Annotated in this window: 19 protein-coding genes; 3 read left to right on the plus strand and 16 right to left on the minus strand. The window is 46.3% G+C overall.

Annotated elements, in window-relative coordinates; all coding sequences use genetic code 11:
• Positions 1 to 95: 95 nt before the first annotated feature.
• Complete coding sequence (locus tag ACUUJN_RS16765) at positions 96 to 2,894, minus strand: calcium-translocating P-type ATPase, SERCA-type (protein WP_068941507.1); 2,799 nt, start codon at positions 2,892 to 2,894, stop codon at positions 96 to 98.
• A 229-nt stretch (positions 2,895 to 3,123) separates the two neighbouring features.
• On the opposite strand from ACUUJN_RS16765, the gene ACUUJN_RS16770 reads away from it, so the two are divergent.
• Entirely contained in the window at positions 3,124 to 4,869 is a 1,746-nt protein-coding gene (locus ACUUJN_RS16770) for an Rqc2 family fibronectin-binding protein (RefSeq protein WP_068941505.1), read from the plus strand.
• Positions 4,870 to 4,962: 93 nt separating this feature from the next.
• On the opposite strand, the gene ACUUJN_RS16775 is transcribed toward ACUUJN_RS16770, so the two are convergent.
• From ACUUJN_RS16775 to ACUUJN_RS16815, 9 genes are all read right to left on the minus strand, one after another.
• A complete protein-coding gene (locus ACUUJN_RS16775; protein WP_053325719.1) occupies positions 4,963 to 5,832 on the minus strand; it encodes a PHP domain-containing protein in 870 nt (289 codons plus the stop codon).
• Positions 5,832 to 6,788: a selenium metabolism-associated LysR family transcriptional regulator gene (locus tag ACUUJN_RS16780; protein ID WP_049828338.1), complete on the minus strand. Its 957-nt coding sequence runs from the start codon at positions 6,786 to 6,788 to the stop codon at positions 5,832 to 5,834. The genes ACUUJN_RS16775 and ACUUJN_RS16780 overlap by 1 nt, the downstream gene beginning before the upstream one ends.
• A 210-nt stretch (positions 6,789 to 6,998) precedes the next feature.
• Complete coding sequence (locus ACUUJN_RS16785) at positions 6,999 to 7,436, minus strand: hypothetical protein (RefSeq protein ID WP_484668721.1); 438 nt, start codon at positions 7,434 to 7,436, stop codon at positions 6,999 to 7,001.
• 230 nt (positions 7,437 to 7,666) lie between these two features.
• The gene (locus tag ACUUJN_RS16790; RefSeq protein ID WP_023989316.1) at positions 7,667 to 7,927 is read right to left on the minus strand and encodes a YlbG family protein; all 261 of its coding nucleotides are present in this window, start codon (positions 7,925 to 7,927) and stop codon (positions 7,667 to 7,669) included.
• A 39-nt stretch (positions 7,928 to 7,966) separates the two neighbouring features.
• The gene (locus tag ACUUJN_RS16795) at positions 7,967 to 8,407 is read right to left on the minus strand and encodes a YlbF/YmcA family competence regulator (protein ID WP_013310906.1); all 441 of its coding nucleotides are present in this window, start codon (positions 8,405 to 8,407) and stop codon (positions 7,967 to 7,969) included.
• Positions 8,408 to 8,515: 108 nt separating this feature from the next.
• A complete protein-coding gene (locus tag ACUUJN_RS16800; protein ID WP_484668722.1) occupies positions 8,516 to 10,540 on the minus strand; it encodes a helicase-associated domain-containing protein in 2,025 nt (674 codons plus the stop codon).
• Between the two features lie 6 nt (positions 10,541 to 10,546).
• Positions 10,547 to 12,370 (minus strand): DNA repair helicase XPB, encoded by a 1,824-nt coding sequence (locus tag ACUUJN_RS16805; RefSeq protein ID WP_484668723.1) that lies wholly within the window; start codon positions 12,368 to 12,370, stop codon positions 10,547 to 10,549.
• A 176-nt stretch (positions 12,371 to 12,546) separates the two neighbouring features.
• A complete protein-coding gene (locus tag ACUUJN_RS16810) occupies positions 12,547 to 12,975 on the minus strand; it encodes a CBS domain-containing protein (protein ID WP_023989320.1) in 429 nt (142 codons plus the stop codon).
• 84 nt (positions 12,976 to 13,059) lie between these two features.
• On the minus strand, positions 13,060 to 14,265 hold the full coding sequence (locus ACUUJN_RS16815) for a M20 metallopeptidase family protein (RefSeq protein ID WP_340958820.1): 1,206 nt from the start codon (positions 14,263 to 14,265) through the stop codon (positions 13,060 to 13,062).
• Between the two features lie 251 nt (positions 14,266 to 14,516).
• On the opposite strand from ACUUJN_RS16815, the gene ftsW reads away from it, so the two are divergent.
• Positions 14,517 to 15,776: a putative lipid II flippase FtsW gene (gene ftsW / locus ACUUJN_RS16820; protein WP_023989322.1), complete on the plus strand. Its 1,260-nt coding sequence runs from the start codon at positions 14,517 to 14,519 to the stop codon at positions 15,774 to 15,776.
• Between the two features lie 226 nt (positions 15,777 to 16,002).
• On the opposite strand, the gene ACUUJN_RS16825 is transcribed toward ftsW, so the two are convergent.
• The gene (locus tag ACUUJN_RS16825; RefSeq protein ID WP_013310912.1) at positions 16,003 to 16,368 is read right to left on the minus strand and encodes an Asp23/Gls24 family envelope stress response protein; all 366 of its coding nucleotides are present in this window, start codon (positions 16,366 to 16,368) and stop codon (positions 16,003 to 16,005) included.
• A 192-nt stretch (positions 16,369 to 16,560) separates the two neighbouring features.
• On the opposite strand from ACUUJN_RS16825, the gene cax reads away from it, so the two are divergent.
• Complete coding sequence (gene cax, locus ACUUJN_RS16830; protein ID WP_484668724.1) at positions 16,561 to 17,631, plus strand: calcium/proton exchanger; 1,071 nt, start codon at positions 16,561 to 16,563, stop codon at positions 17,629 to 17,631.
• A 140-nt stretch (positions 17,632 to 17,771) separates the two neighbouring features.
• On the opposite strand, the gene ACUUJN_RS16835 is transcribed toward cax, so the two are convergent.
• The 5 genes from ACUUJN_RS16835 to ACUUJN_RS16855 form a co-directional block, all read right to left on the minus strand.
• On the minus strand, positions 17,772 to 18,062 hold the full coding sequence (locus tag ACUUJN_RS16835; protein ID WP_007431028.1) for an Fpa/YlaN family protein: 291 nt from the start codon (positions 18,060 to 18,062) through the stop codon (positions 17,772 to 17,774).
• Between the two features lie 141 nt (positions 18,063 to 18,203).
• Positions 18,204 to 18,446, minus strand: a complete 243-nt coding sequence (locus ACUUJN_RS16840; RefSeq protein WP_013310915.1) for an HPr family phosphocarrier protein — start codon at positions 18,444 to 18,446, stop codon at positions 18,204 to 18,206.
• A gap of 89 nt (positions 18,447 to 18,535) precedes the next feature.
• Positions 18,536 to 19,651 (minus strand): aminopeptidase, encoded by a 1,116-nt coding sequence (locus ACUUJN_RS16845; RefSeq protein WP_013310916.1) that lies wholly within the window; start codon positions 19,649 to 19,651, stop codon positions 18,536 to 18,538.
• A gap of 76 nt (positions 19,652 to 19,727) precedes the next feature.
• Positions 19,728 to 20,579 (minus strand): hypothetical protein, encoded by an 852-nt coding sequence (locus tag ACUUJN_RS16850; RefSeq protein ID WP_023989325.1) that lies wholly within the window; start codon positions 20,577 to 20,579, stop codon positions 19,728 to 19,730.
• A gap of 195 nt (positions 20,580 to 20,774) precedes the next feature.
• A complete protein-coding gene (locus ACUUJN_RS16855; protein ID WP_028540548.1) occupies positions 20,775 to 22,760 on the minus strand; it encodes a sensor domain-containing diguanylate cyclase in 1,986 nt (661 codons plus the stop codon).
• Positions 22,761 to 23,040: the final 280 nt, after the last annotated feature.

Raw genomic sequence — 23,040 nt, forward strand, 5'->3', positions numbered from 1 at the left:
GTTGCTGCTGATATCATGTTCCTCATGAAGCTTTGATCCCATGATATCATACAGGGCAATAGTGGGAAAGCGATGCGGTATACATGACCTGATTTCTAGGCTGAAAACTTCGTACGTCCCGCTGAAAAGTGTGTATTTCCGCCGCGACGACGGTTGCGTCGACCGCCCCATACACTTCCCGCTCCCATAAGAAACGTAGGAATCCCAGCTGCCACAATGGATAGCGCCCACTCACGCAATCCAAGCGGTACCGTTTTGAAAATAGGTTGCAGCACAGGCACATACATAACCAGCAGCATTAACACTACGGAAGAGAGCACGGCAAGCACGAGATAACTATTTTGAAACGGATTACGATGGAAAATAGAACGGGAACTACGGCAATCAAATACATGAATTAACTGTGCCAGAACTAGCGTAGCAAAGGCAACGGACTGTGCTTTGATCAATTGTCCTGCGTCATCCGGTGCAATACGTAATGTCAGCCAGAAGGCCGCTAGCGTACATAAACCAATCAACAAGCCACGACTAATGATTTTCCAGCCCAGTCGACGAGCAAAAATATTTTCCTTTGCGCCACGAGGTTTGTGCTCCATGAGATCCTTTTCTGGCTGGTCCACCCCCAGAGCCATCGCTGGTAGGCCATCTGTCACCAGATTCACCCATAAAATCTGGATCGGTAACAAAGGTAATGGCAGCCCGGCCATCATGGCAAAGAACATCGTCAAAATCTCACCAACATTGGAGGCGAGTAGATAACGGATAAATTTACGGATATTCTCGTAAATATTCCGTCCTTCCTCAATTGCGGCTACAATCGTTGAGAAATTATCATCACTCAGTACAAGCGCAGCCGCTTCTTTGGTCACGTCCGTCCCGGTAATGCCCATCGCAATACCGATGTCCGACGCCTTTATCGCCGGAGCGTCATTGACGCCATCACCGGTCATGGCTACGACATGTCCGCGTCTTTGAAGTGACTTGACGATCCGTAGCTTGTGCTCCGGCGAAACCCGTGCATACACAGAGACGGTATCAACAGCTTTGTCCAGCGCCGCATCATCCATCACAGACAATTCCTGTCCTGTCAACACATGGGATCCGCGCTGAAGAATGCCCAACTGCTGTGCTATGGCTTCTGCAGTTGTACCGTGATCTCCGGTAATCATCACAGTGCGAATGCCAGCACGACGGCACTTGCCAATGGCTTCGCGAACCTCGCGACGTGGCGGATCAATCATGCCTGTCAGCCCGATAAAGATCAGCTGTGCTTCAGCCTCCTCAACCGTGGAGACACGCTCATGCGAGCGGATATCACGGTAAGCGACACCAAGTACACGCAGCGCCTCTGAGGCCATTCCTTCGTTAGCTGCCAGTACCTTTTGGCGCAGCGTGCCCGTTAACGGAACGACATTTCCTTCCCATAAAATGTAGGAGCACTGACCCAGCAGCACATCCGGCGCACCTTTGGCAAAGACGATGTGTCCTCCCTGGTGGCGTACGAGTACCGACATTCGCTTCCGATCCGAGTCAAAAGGGAATTCTCGCTCCCTTGTGTACAGCTCATATAGCCCTTGTCTCGTGACCCCGCCCTTGGCAGCTAACGTGACCAGTGCTCCTTCCGTCGGGTCACCCTTCAGCTCCCAAACGGCGGACGGCGTCGGCTCTTTGGTCTTCTTTTTCGAACGCAACTCCTCTGTATCAGCTTGAACAATTTCAGCATTGTTGCAAAGTACACTGGCTTGTAGCAGTCTACGCAGAGATTGTCCGTTTTTAAGATCAGCAGGAAGGTCTCTATCCATAATATGCCCGTGTGGGTCGTAGCCCTCTCCCGTAACTACCCAGAAGCGACCGTCCAGCCATAGCTTGGTGACTGTCATTTTATTTTGGGTCAGGGTGCCCGTTTTGTCGGAACAAATGATAGATGCACAGCCGAGCGTTTCAACAGAAGGCAGCTTACGCACAATCGCCTTTCGTTTAATCATACGCTGCACACCCAATGCGAGCGCAATCGTCACAATAGCCGGCAATCCTTCCGGTATAGCCGCCACAGCCAAGCTCACTCCGGCCAAGAACATGCTCATGGCTGGCTGTCCATGTAAAATGCCTGCTACGACAACGAGCACCGTTAGCGCCAACGCTACGATAATCAAGATTTTGCCCAATTGCTCCAATCTGTGCTGCAACGGTGTCTCCTGCGACTCCGTATTTTCAATCAAGTCTGCGATCTTACCCATTTCGGTACTCATACCTGTACGTATAACCATTCCTTGTGCGGTTCCTCTGGTCATCATCGTGCCCATAAAACCGATGTTTTTTTGATCCCCGAGTGGTACTTCGGCGGCATGAATAGGGCGGCAATGCTTACTCACCGGAACTGATTCCCCCGTCAGGGCAGACTCCTCTACATCACAGCCGTTCGTACTCAACCACCTTACATCTGCAGGAATGCGATCACCACTTTCCAGCAGCACAATATCACCCGGAACCAGCTCTCTGGCCTGAACTTGAATTCGTTTGCCGCCCCGCAACACTTTGGCGGTTGGAGCCGACAGTTGTCTCAAAGCTCGCAATGAACGCTCAGCTCTGAATTCCTGTACAAAGCCGAGAATTCCATTCAGTACAACAATAGCAATAATGGTAATCGCGTCCAAATATTCGCCAAGCAGGCCGGATATCAGGGTCGCTCCCATCAATACGAGCATCATAAAATCCTTGAACTGGTTGAGCAGCAGCAAGATTGCCGAAACTCGCTTCCCCTCGCTCAGCTCATTCCATCCTGACCTTTCTCTTCGTTCCGCAAGCTGTTCCTCCGAAAGACCCTGCTTCGGGTCGACTTCCAGACTTGTTGAAAGCTGTTCATTGCTTAATTGGTGCCAGTGTGCTTGTTCCATTCTCCCCAATTCCCTCCCGGTCAGATAGTCCGTTTCCGTCGGTTGTGCGTAGGATGGCTGCCCGTTATTATATTTTTGTGCCGCGATTGCTGATAAGCTGGACAGACTTTCTAGATTCAATCTATTCGGACAGGACCTGAAATATCACAAAGCCGCTTAAGTTTTGTCCCAAAGTTATGTATCATAGAAGGAAGGCGAAAATACATTTGCTTCAAAGGAGAACTTAATTATGGCATTGGACGGAATCGTAACCCGCGCTATCGTACACGAACTGCAAGGCATCCGGGGCGGGCGCATTAATAAGATACATCAGCCAAATGATCGCGATATCGTGCTGAATCTGCGGGCACAAGGCGGAAGCGTAAAGCTGCTGCTGTCGGCTAATCCGACCTTCCCGCGTGTACATTTTACAGAACAAAGCTTTCTTAATCCGACAGAAGCCCCTATGTTTTGTATGCTCCTTCGCAAGCATTGCGAAGGAGGCGTTATTGAGAAAATCACGCAGGTGGGCATGGAGCGTATTATTCACATGGATATACGTCAACGTGATGAACTGGGAGATATTTCACTCAAACGAATTATCATTGAACTGATGGGTAGACACAGCAACATTATTTTGCTTGACCCGGAAACAGGCGTGATGCTGGATGGCATTCATCATGTCACACCGTCTATCAGCAGCTATCGGGTCATTATGCCTGGCTTTCAATACACGGAGCCTCCTGAACAAAACAAGCTGAATCCACTAGAAACGGAAGAGGCAGCCTTCATATCCTCGTATCAAACAGCGATCGAGGCCGAAGAAGCTCCCAAACGCTGGATCGTGAACACTTTTACTGGACTCAGTCCCCTCATTGCTGAAGAGATACTAGCTCGAGTAACTAATGAAGTATCTGGTGATAGTGATCGTTCACTATGGAGGACATTCAGTCACATCATGGATGACGTGCGGAATCATCGTTTTCAGCCGGTATCTGGACTAAACGCACAAGATAAAGTGATATTCTCAGCCATTCCACTGACGTTGATCCAAGAAGGACGTAAGGAGTACGCTACTATTAGTGAGTGTATGGAGGACTTCTTCGGTGAAAAAGCAGAAAGGGATACGGTTAAGCAAAAGGTCAGTGACCTACTGCGGTTTCTGCAAAACGAGCGGAGTAAAAACCTAAAAAAACTCGACTATCTCCATCAGGATTTGGCCGAGGCGGAAGATGCCGATCAATTTCGCATTTATGGAGAGTTGCTGTTCGCTTCGCTGCATGAGGTGAAAAAAGGGGACAAAGAAGTGACGCTCACTAACTTTTATGATGAGGAACAGCGTCCAATGACCATCCCACTGGACCCACTACTCAACCCGTCGGATAATGCACAACGGTATTTTAAAAAATACAACAAATATAAAAACAGCTTGGCTGTCATTGATGAACAACTGGAGAAAACGCACGAAGAAATCCGTTATATGGACAATCTTCTTCAGCAGCTAGCCCATGCCTCTATGAATGACATTGAGGAAATACGTGAAGAACTGGTTCAGCAGGGCTATCTCAGAGATCGGGTCAAAAAAGGAAAGAAAAAGAAGAAAAACGACCGTCCAACCCTGCACGTCTATACATCATCCGAAGGTATCGAGTTACTGGTCGGCAAAAACAACTTGCAAAATGAATATGTGACAAATCGACTGGCCGGACCAAATGACACCTGGTTGCACACAAAGGATATTCCGGGGTCACACGTCGTTATACGTGCTGAGCAATTCGGGGATACGACGCTAGAGGAAGCAGCTCAACTCGCTGCCTATTTTAGCCAGGCCAAGCAATCCAGCAGTGTACCTGTGGACGCCACCCTGATTCGGCATGTACGTAAGCCCAGCGGAGCCAAACCCGGCTTTGTCATCTACGACCATCAGCGTACGCTCTTCATTACACCCGACGAGGAGCTGATCAAAAAGCTGCCGAATCGCATCAAAAACGGCTAAGTATCACTAGCCTATTGAATCCACAAAAAAAGCCCTTTGTTCTTTGCACGGTACACTTCTTGTGTTCCATGCATAAGGCAAGGGGCTTTTTATTTACTTTTGTCCAACAGCAGCCTTCCTCAATTCCTCGACAACCTGACCTTCCACACTACGGCTACCCAGATCACCGTGGAAAATAACACCTTGGCGTGCGCCGTGAAAATCCGAGCCGCCAGTTGCAATAAGCCCATATTGCGCCGCCATCACAGTATATCGGCTCTCAGCCTCAGCATCATGGTCCGAATGTCGCACCTCCAAGCCCACAGGCTTCGCCTCCTCTATAATTGAGCGAACCAGCTCATCATTTCCGTACAAGCCAGGGTGGGCCACCACAGGTACCCCTCCTGCTTCACGAATCCAGTTTATGGCCTCCGCAGGCTCTACACGGGGTACAGACACATATCCGGGCGCTCCTTCCGCCAAGTAACGGTCAAACGCGTCTCGCATATCCTTCGCATATCCCTTTTGAACCAGCGTATCCGCCATATGCGGACGTCCAATGCTTTCATCTGGTGCCAGCGGTCTGCCCATCGTAGCCACCACTTCATCCAGTGTGATTTCCACGCCCAGACTACGCAATTGACTTAAAATCAAATCATTACGGGTATCCCGCGCCTGGCGAAGCTTTTCCAACCGCTCCAAAAACACTTTATTGCGGTAATCCATAAAATAACCGAGTATATGAATATCCTTACCGCCAGCTCGAGTACTAATTTCCACTCCTGGCACCACAGTAATTCCTATGCGTTTTCCCTCCTCCAGGGCTTCTTCCAGGCCAGCTACCGTATCATGATCTGTAATGGCCACACCTGCCAGTCCTTTTTCCTTGGCCCAGCGCACATTATCTACAGGTGGCTGCATACCGTCAGATGCTAGGGTGTGTGTATGTAAATCATATCGTTTTACGCTAATCTGCTCCTTCATTATGCATCCTCCTTCTCTTTCAGCTTTGCAAGCTCGTCCTGCGAGTCCCTCTGCACGTCCGTTCCCTGATCATGACGACGCAAGTAAGACAGGAAGGTTACTACCGGAATCGGCAACAACGCCGACTTCAAATGAATTGCATAAAATTCTCGTTTGAACGTGATATCTGAAATGTTTACAATTTTCAACAATCCGAGCGCAACTTCATGCTTCACCGAAGAAGGTGATAGCATGGTAATACCCAGTCCAGCCTCTACCGCCGATTTGACCGCTCCAGTGCTCCCCATCTCCATTACAATACCAAGTCGGGAGGCATCCACACCACGACTTTTCAGCTCATCTTCTATCACTTGACGTGTACCAGATCCCTTTTCTCTGGCTACAAAAGGATGCTTAAACACATCTTCCAGAACCACTTTTTTAGCCTTGGCCAGCGCATGTCCTGAAGGCACAATCAGTTTCAGTTCGTCCTGCATCACAGGTTCCACCACGATATCTGGATGCTGGACTGGGGCCTCAATCAGTCCTAAATTCAACTGATGTTTTAGTATATCATCCATAATTTGAGTCGTATTCATCACATTCATCGCCATACGTATATGAGGGTATTCCTGGCCAAACGGCCCCAACATTCTTGGTACAATATACTCACCAATCGTTAGGCTAGCGCCAATATGCAATCTTCCCTCCAGCATGTGAGTAAAAGCAGACATCGCCTCGTCAGCTTCCCTGATCAGTTGCATGCTTTTTTTCGCAAAAGGCAATAGTGTCGCTCCCGCCTCTGAAAGCTCGATTTTTTTAGTCGAACGTTGCAGCAGCTTCGTGCCGAAATAATCTTCTAAAGACTGAATTTGCATCGTCACCGCAGGTTGTGTCATATGCAGCGCTTGTGCCGCCGCCGAGAAGCTTCCGCGCTCCGCTACGGTATAAAAAATGTGCAACTGATGAAAGTTCATACTGACAGCCCTCTCCCCTCTGATCTCCCTATTTTAACATAAGAAAAACATCTGTCGAAGCATTTCCAAGTAAACTTACCGAATTGGAGAGTTATATTGTTGGAAATAAAAAAAAGCATGCAGCTAATAACTGCATACTTTCTACTTAAAGTTGACGGTAATCATAAGTTCGGAGATTTTTTCGCCTAGGGCCGACCGCCCAATCACCGTCTATTTTTGCTTACGAGTGCTTTTCATCAGTGTCATGCGCCGCGAATGGCGTAGCCATGAATAGTATGACTTCAAATCCCTTAATTCAATGGTCTCAGACATCCGGCCCAAAAAGGTAATGACAATCATCTTGTGCAGCGGATTCCCCGCAATATCCATCTCACCGGGCAACTCTCCAAATTCGGCCACGACGACCAGATCACCATCAATTAAATATACATCCTCTTCGTTATGATAGTAGGACTCCATCCTGTTTTGCTTCAGGCATTCCCAAAGCCAGGCGGCGATATGATTCGTCTCGGACTGTTTCTGCTCTATCCGATCTAAGTAGCGAGTTTTCGCATGATTTGTAATCACGATATCGGCGACTTTTTTACCGCCCATCTCCACGTAGAACGGTTCGTATGTACTCCATCGCTGCATTGCTTTGTCACGCACGGGATCACTCTCCCCACCAGATAGGTCTTTATATCTACCAATATATTCATATGTTACCTCAACAGACCCGGGACTACAAGTTACAAAATTGAAGTTTATGGGTGATTTTTAAAGATTTTTTAGGTCTAACAGCATTAAGACCATTATGCAAAAGTCCTGGCTTTACAAAAAAAAGCCAGCCCGTAGGCTGACCTTTTAAGAATATTTTACAATTTATATACATTAGAAGCTTATATTTCATATTCTTTCATCTTTTCCTTATCGTCGTTGTACTCCGTCCTAATCTCATTTCGAAAAGAGCGCTCGACCTTACGCACATAGGAAAGTCTGCGAATATTTTTAACGGTGTCTTCTGCCCGATCCGCATTCATATATATAACTACATAATGCATACGCTTTGAAATAAAGTGGACATTTCCGTATTTCTCCAGATTGCGGGCAGCCTTGATATCGCTTACCCAAATGATGTACCCTGTCCGCTCGGCAAACATTCGCTTCATCTCCCCTCCACTCGGTATCATTCCTATGACCTATCCACAGGAGCATTTCCCTCCGCTGCCACATCCGCCCTTTTTCACATTCGGATCATTGCTCGGCACCTTAATGGTCTCGGACACGGAATATGCAATCGTTTCAGACATGGCATGAAGCATATCATCCAGCGCCTTTTCGGCTCGTTTGAACTCCTTAACATCCACGAATTGTTCCAGTTCCAGCTCAACGACCTGCACTGCATCCTTCGCTTCATGATAGTTCGGATGAAAATGCCCAAAACGCTCCGTTTCCGCGAATAGCTCCTTTTTGGCATCCAGCTTGCGTACACACGCCTGAATAGACGGGTTCAATTCCACACGCTGTTTCCAATATAAATAATCCGATACTTCAAAGGATCGGTTGACCATATCGCCCAATTCATAGGCGTTAATAAGCACTTCTGCCATATTGACCGTATTCAATTCGGCTACGCTCATGAATGTTCATCTCACTTTATATAAAGTTCTACCCTGTAAAAGTAGACTCATTTATCATACCACATCCTTCTTTTGAGAAGAAGGAGTTTCATGCACTTCCTGGCTCTACTATGTAAAAGGAACCAGCAGCCGCATGTCTGACCATTCACTTGGCTGTAAAGTCGCAGGAGAAGGTGCTTCGTCATCCATTCCTGAGGCGTACCAGCCTGTGACACTCCATGGTGCACCGGGAACCACCGCCTCCGGTATCCATTTAACCTCTTTCCCACCGATTCGCAGTCCCACAGCAGCCTGCCAACGAATCGCTTGCTCGATCAACTGCCGGGCAGTGGAAGTATGGTAACTCCCCCATTCTTTTGTCCATGAGGAGGGGACTGTAGATCTTTCTGGAAAATAGTCAGACGGATCAGGCAGCGTGTGCTCTTGTTCGTAAAAATGCAGCGTGCGCCCAGTATAAACAAAACCTGCTCTTCCCTCTTGGGAAAATATAGAACGGGCTTGAGTAGGGTCGGACTCCATTTCACTGTTGGGACTGCCTGAACTTATGTTCTCTGGTTCCAAAATCAATGGATAATGATGAGTCGGATCGTCCAAACCTTCCAGTTCACGACGTGGACCTAATCCAACTGCAGCAAGCGTTTTTCGTATTTTGACAGCAGAGCTCGCCGGAATAATAAAGTCCCTGTCACCGAGCCGTTCCAGCAATCCTTCCAACGCGGGATGACGTGCAACCATGTCTGCATCCTCCTGTGTGCCACATCGCAAAAGTGTTACCGTTGCAAAAGCCGTCCGTCCGACATCGCCTGCCCACTGTTCTACCGTCATACGTACATGATCAGGCACACCTGTCCGGCTGAACTTGTCCAGAAGAGCAGGAATTGCTTCGGCTTCCATTCCTAACTCGATTGCCTCTGTAACACTTTCTCTGGTGATCCGGTATACTACCATCCGATCTCCTGTCACACGTTCACAGCAGCATTCCAGTCGCCAGCGCACATCATATGCCACATCTGGTGGAACCAATATTTCAAAATCAGGTTGTACATAAAAAGTACCTTGTTCTTGATGTGTATCCTCGTAATTATTGGGACGAAGCATATCTATCACAGATACATCCCAGCGAAAACACAGTTCGCCCGATGCAGTCTGGCCCCAATCGCCCATTCCAAAAGCAGTCAGTGCCTTCAGCCAACCCTTCAATTCCTCCATGAAAGGTCCATTGAAATTAAAATCAGATACCGTTTCTCCCGCAAACCCTTCCGTATTTGAGATTGTAGGAACAAGGTCTAAAAGGGCACCGTTCTTGGGATCAGCTCCGTTCGTACTCTCCTGCTGGATCAGACCTACCTGAAGCATCCATTGCAGCAAACACTTGATAGATATCCACCCTTCTGATCCTACATACTGGGAGACGGCACACAGCATATAGCGAAAATGCTGCATAGACGCTTCGGCCTTGCCGTATCTTTCCATGAGTGTAGCAAAAATATGCTTGCGCATTTGCCAAGCAGACAAACGAATCCAAGTCTCCAGTTCCGTTTCCTGAACGCGAAAAGACACAGTTTCCTTCACTAACAGACCCAAACTGAGTAGCAAATCCATCATTACCACCGTTTGCACTGGATACAGCTCTGCATGCGCATAATGCAACCCAAGACCTATCAGGTCCTCTGGGCGAAAGGGGGTCAGTTCATTCAATTTTTGCAATGACCGCTTATGTATGGTTCCTTTGGCCGTCAAAGGAACGCCCTGTACCGCAATACGTGACAACGCATGCAGCAAATCCGACTCCAGGCCTGTCATTGATTCATGTACCATTATCGGATGATCCGAATGCATCATGTTCATTGGATTTTGCTCTAACAACATATCGTACAGATCCGGTAGCCGATGAACCGGAATATATAAAATTCGTTCGCCCCACGATTTGGTAACAGCCTCCAGCCAGCCCCGGGCACGTAATCCACGCAGTGCCAGTTTCGTTTCGACTCCGCTTAACGCTCCCCGGGTAAGCTGTATAGGTTCTTCTTCCTTCATGGGCTGTCCCGCGTACCGGATAAAGCATTGTCTAAGCACCAGCAGCTCATCTGATGAAAGCTCATTCCAGCTGTCTTGCGTGTTCGTTACGCCCATTCTTGATTAGGCCTCCTTTTTCTTTCCACGATCTCCAGGCTTATCATCCCGGCCTACGATAGCCTCTGTCACACTAAATCTGCGAACCGCATATTCATAGCCTTGCTCAATCAGAAACAGCTGACGACGAGCTGCAAAATCCGTCTCCTTGCTATTCTCCGTCACTAGCGCATAAAAATAAGCTTTATTCTCGCCCGACTTTGGTCGCAAAATGCGGCCCAGTCGCTGCGCTTCTTCCTGACGAGAGCCAAAGCTACCCGATACCTCTATGGCTACTGCCGCATCCGGCAGATCCACCGCAAAGTTTGCAACCTTGGATACCAATAGGGTCCGAATTGTACCCTTGCGGAACGCATCAAACCAACGCACCCGCTCCGTCTGGCTCATTGAACCCGTAATCAGTGGGACACCGAGCTCCTGAGCCAATATACGCAATTGGTCCAAATATTGACCAATAATAAGCGTGGGCAAGCCGCTGTGCTGCTGCATCAGGCTACGTACCGCCTCCAGTTTGACCGGATTTTCGGCTGCAATTCGGTACTGCTGTCTACCCTCGGCACGCATACTGCGCTCCAAAAGTTCAGCTGTCATTGGAAGCCGTAGCTCCACACAATCGACCTGAGCGATCCAGCCCTGTCGCTCCAGTTCCTTCCACGGCATATCATACCGTTTGGGTCCAATTAAAGAGAACACATCGCGTTCACAACCATCCTCTCGAACCAGCGTGGCTGTTAACCCCAAACGACGGGTAGCCTGAATGTCAGCCGTCGCCCGGAATACTGGCGCGGGCAGCAAATGAACCTCATCATATATAATGAGTCCCCACTTCCGCTCACTCAGCAGTTTCATATGCTCAAAATCCCCATCTTTGGTGCGACGGTGTGTCAATATTTGGTAGGTCGCCACCGTAATCGGACGCACCTCTTTTTTCTGACCACTATATTCCCCAATGGAATCGGGAGGAATATCCGTCTTTCGTTTTAACTCTTCTACCCATTGCCGTACAGAAGTAGTATTAGATGTTAGAATAAGCACCTCGCACTGAAACCGATTCATTACCGCCATACCTATCACTGTTTTTCCGGCTCCGCATGGAAGTACCAGTACACCACTCCCCCCTAAGCCGTTCGCTCCTTCAAACGCATCAGCGGCCTTTACTTGATAATCACGAAGCTGCAACTTCGTTTGTCCCTTTCCCAAGGTAAAACTAAGCTGATTCCCTTCAAGATAGCCTGCCGTATCCACAACGGGATATCCCAAGCGCGTTAATTCCTGCTTGAGCAAGCCCCGATTTTCGGGCGGGACCGATGCGCTTACCTCATCAACGCGAAGTAAACCAAGCTGTTTGAACTCTTGCTTGGTCAGTAGCTCACCCAGTAAAGCGGGGGTCTCTGCTGCCAAGATCAAGCGATCACCCATTGTATAGCTGTTGGCTTTCCCTGTCTTTATACCTCCGTCTGGCTCATGCTCAGCACGGTATGCGCCAATCGTATCTGTGCTATAAGTTCGCTTTTCTTCCGTACCCTCCCGTGAAAGCGTCAACGTCCCATAACGAGAAACGAGCTGTTCAATATCCTTCAACAAATCACGTGGAATATCCCAACGGGACATGGAGTGCAAACTATTTTGAATGTCCTCAGCACTCCATCCGAGGGCAGCTGCGTTCCACAAAGACAATGGAGTGATGTGGTATGTATGAAAAGCGGACGGGCTTTTAACCAGCTCCGCATAAATCTGCAACTGTGAACGAGCCCATTCTGAACCGGGCAAGCCCATTTCCAGCAGAACGGTAAAATCACGTTGTACAATACAAGGATGATCTGGATTCATAACTACCTCCTGATAATCTAACAATACATCATTTTAAACTTATATAATAAATAGCTTATCCGTTTATTGGCATATCAACCAGAATAGCAAGGAGCCCAACCCATATTCGGGTTGAACTCCTGATTAGAAGCTCGGGGTAAAGATCTCCCCAAACTAATGCTACCTTAATTATTCTTCTAGTGGACCTGCTCGGAAATATGACTAAGCGCCTCTCCAGCGTTGTCTGCAAAAATATTACGAACAGCCAAATCACCGATCGAGACAATCCCGATCAGACGGTCTCCTTCCGTTACGGGCAAACGACGGATTTGCTGTTCTGCCATCAGTTCAGCTGCTTGGTCCACCGACATGTCCGCACTGGCTGTACGAATACCTGTCGTCATGACGGTATCGACCGAACCCGAACCCGAATTTTTAGCCGCATAACCGCGAACGACAAGATCACGGTCCGTTACTACACCGATCAACTTATCACTGCCTTCGCTTTCCACAACCGGAATAAAACCAGTATCATTGTCCTTCATTTTGACCGCAATTTCATAAATATTGTCCTGCGGGGTAACCGTTACGCATTTTTTAGTCATAACTTCCTGAACCTTTTTCATGGGTACTCCCTCCTTTTCAACAGTAGGGTACCCCATTTCATTAACCTCATACTCCAGATTGAACCGTTCCCAATTCAACTCATTTCAGCCCATAATTGCCCCTGCGTTTCGTTCCGCAGCGTATCCCGTAGACATCGCAATAAACAAACGAACCGCGTTAATCATAGCATCCTCATCAAAATCAAATTTTGGATGATGGTGTGGATAAACTGCTCCTTTAACTGGGTTACCCGCTCCTACGAACATGAAGCAACCTGGCACACGTTCCAAATAATACGCAAAATCTTCAGCAGGCATCAGCTTCGACGCTTTCTGCACATTCTCCTCGCCGAAAACAGATTTTGCTTCATTAAAGAAACGAGATGCTTCATGTGTGTCATTGACAACTGGTGGGTACCCCATAATATAGCGAACCTGTGCTGTTGTACCGTATGTTGCGGCTGTAAGCTCGGTCACCTCATGCAGTCGCTCCTTCATTACCGTTCGTGTCTCCTCATCAAACGTACGAATCGTTCCACTCAAGCGACACGTTTCTGCGATCACATTTTGCGCAGAGCCCCCTTGGATGGTTCCCACCGTCAGCACGGCAGGTCGTAATGGGTCGACTGAACGGCTTACAACACTTTGCAGTTGCATAACAAGAGCTGAACCCGCCACGACACTATCATTAGTGGACTGGGGCATCCCACCATGCCCACCCTTACCTGTGATTTCAATATAAAAATCGTCTGCCGCCGCCATCAACGGCCCTGCGCAACTCGCGGCCGTCCCGACCGGAAAAGGTGTCCATAAATGGATGCCATAAATGACATCCACACCTTCCAATATACCATCCTTTATTACACTGACCGCTCCGCCAGGCAGCAATTCCTCCGCAGGTTGGAACAACAACCGAATTTCTCCTTGCAGCTCGTCCCGATTCAGACTGAAATAGTAAGCCGTTCCAAGCAACGCGGATGTATGTCCGTCATGGCCGCAAGCATGCATGGCTCCGTCCACGCTGGAGCGATATTCACATTCCTTTTCATCCTGAATAGGAAGAGCATCCATATCGGCGCGCAGCAAGACGACAGGCCCAGGTTTAGCACCACGAATGGTGCCTACAACACCGTGTCCCCCTACCTGACGGCGAATCTCGATTCCCCAACTCTCCAACTTATCCGCCACAAAAGCTGCGGTTTTGCTTTCTTGAAAGGAAATTTCGGGATTCTTATGTAAATGTCTACGCCACTCCACCATGTTTTCTTGCAAACGATCAAACCAGATCTTATCTATCGCATGTTGTGTCAATTCTGCTCCACCTCTCCTTTTAAAGCACCGGGCAAGTTCCCGAATTAATCATGCAGCGTCATCACGTATGCACCGCTGCTCTCAAGTCTTCATTTTCATCCTATTGTAGCAGATATGGAATTGTTGCGATATCTGTTGCTTCAGGGAGGTTGCAGAAGCCCAACAAACATAATATGATAAAATGGATAAACGATAAAATGATAACCGTCTGCGAGGAATATACCTTGTGGCGAATACCGGGGGAAGCTGATATGAGAAATACGAAGCCGGAGACTCGAAGAAGAGGCACACCGGATTTTCAATTGCTGATCCTCACTTTGTTATTGGTTGGATTCGGTGTAATTATGGTATTTAGCTCCAGCTCCAGCGTAGCTCTGCTGAATAAAGAATACAATTTTGACTCTTTATATTTTGTGAAGCGCCAATCTGCTTTTGCTGTACTTGGACTTTTTATTATGTTGGTAGCTATGAATATTAAGATGGAAAAATATAAAAAGCTTTTTGTACCTTTATTTTTCATAACTATATTACTGCTAATCATCGTTCTTTTTACAGGCTCACTTAACGGCGCAAAAAGCTGGCTCAGGTTTGGTAGTGTTGGCTTCCAACCAACGGAGCTTGCAAAAATTTCCATCATTCTTTACTTATCCGCACTAATCGTCAAAAAAGGAGATCGCTTTAGAGATCTGCGGACTGGCTACATACCTGTAACAGTCATTGTAGGCTGTGTTGCAGGACTCATCATGCTTCAACCTGATTTAGGCTCCTGCTTCATTTTGGTTGCTACCAGTGGTCTGATTATTTATGCCGGTGGAGCCAGTGTCAAGCATATTACAGCATCAATTGTTCTGCTCGTGCTAGGCGCTTCCATCGTATTTGGCATTGGGTCGTTGTTTGGAGGAGATTCTGGAACCACAGATGGACAAGCTGCTGCCAAGCAAGATTATAAAATCGGACGCTTTCAAGCCTTTCTTAATCCCGAGAAATATAGACAAGGAACAGGATACAATCTGGTACAGTCCTTGCAAGCTATAGGTGAAGGCGGTTTAAACGGGGCAGGATTTGGTAAAGGTATTATCAAGCTTCACTATCTTCCTAATTCATTTAATGATTTTATCTTTTCTGTAATTGGTGAAGAATTCGGATTTGTCGGAACAGCCATATTCCTGATGCTATATTTGTATTTCATTTGGCGAGGCATGATCATTGCTCTGCGTTGCCATGATCCGTTCGGAACGTTGGTAGGCACTGGCATCATGGGTTTGATCGCTATTCAGGCCTTCATTAATATCGGCGGTGTAACCCAAACGATTCCAATCACTGGCGTAACGCTTCCATTTATCAGCTTTGGTGGCTCCTCCCTACTTGTCATGATGTTTTCCATGGGCATTATGCTCAGTATTTCTCGTGAGAACACCAAACAAGCGGTGCAGGAACGCACCACAGGGGTAGCTGTCCGTAATGAAGTACCCAATCGCTTTCAAACGCGTAGAACCAACCGTTTTCGTTAAAAAAAGAACTTCCATGGACCACTTACAACGGTGGCTTTGGAAGTTCTTTTGGTTATGTATAAAAATACGGGAATCCTCTGCAAAAATGGCTATACTGTTGACTCACAAAACGAAAACTGGCGATTCTATAACCACCAGTTTTCGTGTTTTTATTCGGGTTATCCCACGGAATTCCCGGCATGTATACAATTGGTGAAAAACGTCAATTTATCGGTTCCTAATTCTTTTACACTGCGTCGTCCTTGAACGCGACACCTTCCACTTTTACGTTCACTTCCACGACCCGCAAACCCGTCATACTTTCGACGGCTTCTCGCACATTTTGCTGAAGAATTCGGGACACCTCATGAATAGGTGTTTCGTAGAGCACGATAATACGTAGATCAATGGCAGCTTCCAGCTGTCCAACCTCCACTGATACGCCTTTTTGCACATTTTTACCACTCAGCCTTTTGGCCCAGCCTTCCGATAAACCGCCTGACATTGCAGCAATGCCCGGTGTCTCTAATGCGGCCATCCCGGCAATTTTACCTACGACATCGTTGGAAATCTTGATGTTTCCTGCTTCCAGTTGTTGAATTTGCTCTGCCATGACCTATGTCCCCCTTCATCCATCCTTTATTTGTATTGTAAAGCCTCAGCCACTCCAAATGCAAACCCTACGTATGAAAAACAACTTTCGTTTACAACCTATATCATTTTGGGTATATTAATTTAGAAAATCCATACAAGTGACAGCTTTCACCAAACTTGTACACATCTATTGATATCGAGGTGCTCTTCATTGAAAAAATGGTTATCTCCCGCTTTGCTTATAGTGACATTTGCTCTTAGCGCAGTCGCTCATTACACGCATTGGAACGCTATAGCCCAATTTGTCATTTGCGCAATTTCTGTTGTATTCGTAGCCGGTTTTCTCGGCAGGGCGACCGAAAGTGTCGCGCATTATGCTGGCCAACGTTTAGGCGGATTCTTAAATGCCACCTTTGGTAACGCAGCCGAACTGATCATCGCCATCTTTCTTGTTAAAGAAGGTCTTTACGATATGGTAAAGGCCAGTCTTACCGGTTCCATCATCGGTAATCTGCTGCTGGTGCTCGGAGCAAGTCTGTTCGCTGGCGGTTTAAAGTACAAAGTGCAAAATTTCAATATATCGCTGGCTGGATTAAGTGGTTCTCTGATGATTGTGGCTGTTATTGCCTTGTTCGTTCCAGCTGTCTTTCTGAACACACACGTTATCACGGATAACGAATCAGATACGCTCAGCCTCATTGTCGCAGGCACGCTCATTGTCGCGTATATTGCGTGGCTTATTTTTTCTATGATTACGCATAAGGACTATTTAGCTGATGTGACCGAACAAAAAGATGAAGAATTGCCACATGAGCATGCCCCTGTGTGGTCCAGAAACAAATCCATTGCCTATTTGGTACTCGCTACTGTCATGGTCGCTTTTGTCAGCGAATGGCTGGTAGGTACACTGGAGGTATTTACGACCCAATTTGGGCTCAGCGAATTGTTTGTAGGTGCCTTCCTCGTCGCTATTATTGGTAATGCAGCCGAACACAGCGCTGCTATTTTACTGGCGATGAAAAACAAAATCGGTGCATCTGTCGAAATAGCTGTCGGCAGCAGTTTACAAATTGCACTATTTGTTGCCCCTGTGCTGATTTTTATCAGTTACATTATGGGAAACACGATGAATATTGTTTTCACCACAATTGAGCTGGTCGCCATTGCTGTCGCTGTATTTATCGCCAAATCCATCACCCAGGATGGCTCAACCAACTGGTATGAGGGACTCATGCTACTGGTAGTGTATGTATTGTTAGGTGTATCCTTCTTCCTTGTGTAGCTTTTAAGGTTTTAAAATGTGCATTAGGATGGTGGAAGGGCGATGCGCTTTTACCATCCTTAAAGAACATTTTTTAAAAAAAGGCATCAAAAAAAGCATGCTCTCAAACTCCGCATGCTCTCATCAATTCAACCGTCTTCCTAATTGGCCTTATTATTCATGGCCTCATATAGAATAGCCAGATTGCGTTCCAGCTCACTGACCAGCTGTTTACCTACCATTTCCGGAAGAAGTCCAGCGCGAACCGCAAAATCCACTTCCTTGGAAAATCCGTACATCTGAGTATCCAGCACTTCCTCATAGAGAGGGCAATAACGGGTTGCCAGATTCTCCATCTGTACTTCAATAAGCTTCTTTATTTTATCTGCATCTTCCTGAAGCAGATTAATAGCCTTGATATTCAATTGTTCCTGCAAATCAGATGAAGTCATGGATTCTTCCCCCCTATGTCTCAATGTCGCACAAGACGTCCTATCCTTAATATTAGACCAAATTGCAGGCTAATACAAGAACCTGACAAAAAAAGCATCCCTACAGTTACAGGTAGGGATGCTTTTGCTTCAAGAATAAAGTTAGCTGGCTACTGAAATATGAAGTCCGTGCTTCTCGAACACCTCGATGATCGCTTTCTTAGCTTCCTCCGCATCTGGTCCATGAACGTGTAGTTCATAGCTATGGCTGCTGACTAGGGTCGTAAACAAGCCCAGTATACTTTTCACATCAATATACTTATTTTCGGAATGAAGGACGATAGAAGAGGTGAACTTGCTCGCCGTCTGTGCAATTTCAACAACAGCCGCGTTATTATTGGACATAGAGATCCCTCGCTTTACTGAATTGTCATGTATCGTTACTCATCCATAATAATACATTGAAATCGCTTTCTCAGCAAGAACGGATATCGTTATTTTAAATTTTCAGGGTTTAATGGCTCCAGCTCAGGCAGTACAAAGATGCCGTCTTTACGAATCAAAACATCGTCAAAATAAATTTCACCACCGCCATATTCTGGACGCTGAATCAACACCAAATCCCAGTGGATGGATGAACGATTACCGTTATCCGCTGTTTCATAAGCTTGACCTGGTGTAAAATGCAAGCTGCCAGCGATTTTCTCGTCAAACAAAATATCCTTCATTGGATGTAAAATGTGCGGATTAAACCCGATGGCAAACTCGCCAATATAACGTGCTCCCTCGTCAGAATCAAGAATATCATTCAGCCGCTTTGTATCGTTACTCGTCGCTTCCACGATCTTACCATTTTCAAAACGGAATTTAACATTTTCAAAAGTAATACCATTATACAGGGTTTGTGCATTGTAGCTGATAGTTCCGTTAACGGAATCACGTACAGGTGCGCTGTATACTTCGCCATCCGGGATATTGCATTGACCTGAACACTTGATAGCTCCGATTTGCTTAATAGAGAAATTCAAATCCGTACCCGGTCCGCTGATCCGTACCTTGTCCGTCCGATTCATCAGGTCTGCCAATGCATCTTGAGCTTTGTCCATTTTTGCATAATCCAGATTACACACATCGAAATAAAAATCTTCGAATGCTTCTGTGCTGATATTCGCCAATTGAGCCATGCTGTCATTCGGATAACGCAGCACTACCCATTTGGTGTGTTTCACCCGTTGTTCGCTATGTACCGCATGCTGATAAATGGAATTATACATTTTCATTTTATCTTCCGGCACATCTGACAGATCATTTACATTTTCCCCTGCACGAATTCCGATGTAGCAGTGCATTTGCTTCATCCGGTTAAGATCAATCTCAGCCCAGGTCTCCAGCATTTCCTTTGTCGCGTGACGAAGCATGGCGCTCTGTACCTTACGGTCTGTAAGTTGTACAAAAACATTTCCACCTTTTTTACCAACTTCATGAATGATGGCGTTAAGCAAGTCACGCTCTGTACCAATCATTTCGATCAATACATTTTCTCCAGGCTGCACCTCAACAGAGTAACCTACCAAATTTTCCGCCAGCTTAAGTATTCTAGGATCTTTCATGTAGTGTCTCTCCTTCTCTATTTCATTCTTTTTGAACAATGGTTAATTCAAAATTCATTGTATCACGCCCGCTCCGTTACTTGTAGTCCTCAAAAGTAACTCTGGTTATCAAAGCCTCTTGATGCAGCTCTTCATTCACTCCCTGTCGGGAAATCCTGCATTCCGATGAAAGCTTTAAGGGTAAACCTGTTTGGCGATCTATGGTCAGATGATACACAGTACGCACAATGGATTGCTCCAACTGGTTGCTCATATCCTCACAACTTTGTGACCATACTTGAGTCAGCTTCTTTTGCAGTTCTCGATTCGTTCCTGTATGCTGCGTTTTTAATATCCCGATTTGAGGGTTTAACGTATTCATTTCTTTTATTAAACGATCTTTCAACCAGCGCTTTGCCGAAGCAGATTCCGGTTCAATCCTCAACATCCAAGTTCCCCGGGCAGCTCCCGTTTCCATACGAATGCTCTTATTCAGTGTATTTAATTCCTCAAGCTCCTGAATCGGATTGAAGCGATTTAACATACCATTTCCACCCAGAGGGGGATAACCGGATGTCAGCGCAACCCATTTTCCACTCTGACGAAGAAAATGTTCTTGTGTAACATCATGCTCGGACTTACCTTGTTGCAGGGCTACGTAGCCACCTTGCTTACGAAAAGCTTCTGTAGAGCCCCAATGCATGATCAATTCATCGTGATTTCTTAGCCTACCGCGATATTCAAACTGCTTATTCGTTGGCAGACCACTGTCAGCTCTAATTGCAGTCCGTCCAGTAAACGTTACCATCTCTTTGCCAGCCATTCCTGCAACAGATCTCTTAAAAATCTGCTCAGGAGTATATTGTCGATCCAGTGCACAACCACTTAACACACCTATCACAAGGAACACACCACAAACCTGCATCACCCATTGCTTTCTCCAATGCATCCCATCATCCATCCTATCCTGAACATAACTGTACTCATGAGCAATAATCCTGCTTCAAGGCAGTTATGCTACCTGGTTCACTTTATCGTGTTTTCCCTATAGTTCAAACATACACACGATAAAGCTACGTTTAGGATTACCTGTCTGCAATGGGTTATGCAAGACAAAAAGAGAACATTCCCTAAGGAATATTCTCTACACATTGGCTACATGATCAACAACTATTCGATTGCGTCCTTCATTTTTCGCTTCGTACAAGGCCATATCAGCGCTATAAAATAAAGATTCAATACTGATCTGCTCGTCCAGCCAGTTCCATTCAGCAATCCCGCAAGAAACAGTCACCTGAGGCTCGGTTTCATGCTGTACACGGTAACGTATTTTTTCTGCATATCCGAGCGCCTGCTGTACCCCCAGCTGCGGTAAATAAATGGCAAGCTCCTCGCCGCCCCATCTGGCACATACATCCTCATCGCGAGTCGCCGAACGAACGATATTGCTGACGCTTTTCAGAATTTCGTCACCCGTCTGATGCCCATACGTATCGTTCACCTGTTTGAATTGATCAATATCTACCAAAATAAGAGATCCACAGAAATCCTTTTCCTGATGTTGCTGAATGATTTGGTCCACATAATGACGTACATACAGACCTGTTAACATATCCATATTAGCCAAACGTCGCACCTCAGCGTGCAGCATAGCATTGGTTACCGCCAACCCGATGTGAGGGGCTAGCATTTGCAGCATTTTGTAATTATCATAAGAGAAAAAGTGTGGAAGCTTGCTGGACAATAGTATAACCCCTCTAGGAGTACCGCTGGTCTTCATAGGTACAGCCATCAAAGACTGGGAGTCCGTCGCATCCATAAAATGAGAGGTTATCTTCCCATCCTTTCTATAGTCCGACACAATCACTGGTTCTCCTGTTTTGCGTATCAGTCCAGCAAATCCCTCTTCATGAGGGTAACTTTCTAATTTTAAGCTTTCCACATTACTCGACATGACCTTAAAACAGCTTCCATCCTGATCAAGCTGTACAATACAACAAAAGTCAGCCATGAACATTTTTAATAACTCCTGCACGGCAAATTCAAATATTTCATTTAACTTCAGGCTCTGATTCAAGCGCTGAACCAGTTCATTAATGAGACGCAATTCATGAATAAGTACATTAGACTGCTCAAGCAGCTTCGCATTTTCAAATGCAGTGCCAGCCGTATCCGCCATCATGGCAATCAGCTCTACATCCACTTTTTTCATACTATCCGCACCCGATGGAAGGATCATATGGAAAACACCGTATACACCCTGCTTGCCACGTAATGGGATGCCGATTTCAGTCATTTCATCTTGTGTACCGACAGGCTCATTCACAGCCATTTGCCCTTTCATAAATGCACGGACGCATACATCTTCGTCCCGTTCATGCAGCAGCAAAGGTTTGACCTGCGGATTGCGACTGTGTCGATCCTGACTCATATACAAGGTGATATCTACATGGGGAAACAAATAGGCGATGCTCCCGAATACCTCATCCAGCACGCCTTCCACGTCAATTTTGTCATGCATCCGTTTTACAATCTGAAATAAAATAGAACGGCGTCTACCTTCACGATCGCTTCGATTCTGCATCCCAAGGATATCTTCCATAAATATATACTCAAACTTCGAGTAAAAGCAGGATTTAAAATGTAAAGCAGCTGCTAACAATGTGTCCTGATTTGAGACAGAATGTTGAGCAGGCCGTGTAAAACGAAGAGCGGCAAAGGGCTCCCTCTTGTAATTACGGCATAGTATGGGAACCATATACACAAACGCAAGGCTTCCATCACGAAGTTTGCGCTGACTCACTTCCATCTCTCTAGATATGCAACAACGTTCGACCAAATCCAAATCCTCGTCATCATCTTCTTCCCTACCAGCAACACGAACACCTATAAAATTAAAAACAGCAGTATATTCTTCGTTAATCCAGGATATACCATTGCTCTGCTGTAACCAACTCCGATATCCTTGGACAAGCAGCTGGTTAATATAGGGGAAATCATAGGGTGTCATATCCATGTTCTGGAGCCAGGCAAAAGACGTATATCCTTTATCATCAAACAGCGGAGCACCGCCAGCCTGGACTGTTTTACTGTCAAGCATTTGCTGATCCGTTGTTGAAAATTCCGACATATTAAGGCGCTCCTTCACAGCAAAATTAGCTGTACCAAGACAGCGGCTATACACCACTATAGCTCATAATATGATCTATTTTACTCTCAACTCTAGAAATTTGCATCCATTTTTCAGAAATTCGTCCCACTTTTTTAGTTCTTAAGCCCTATCGACAAATTCTGACGTTTTCATTCTTTTTCTTTTCTTGACATTGACCCACTCTTACATATAGTATATATTAATGAAAAAGACTGTACGGCAGAACTATCTACTGTGCGGATCTTAAATTTTGGGCGTA

The organism is Paenibacillus sp. LRG-1, from assembly GCF_057220305.1.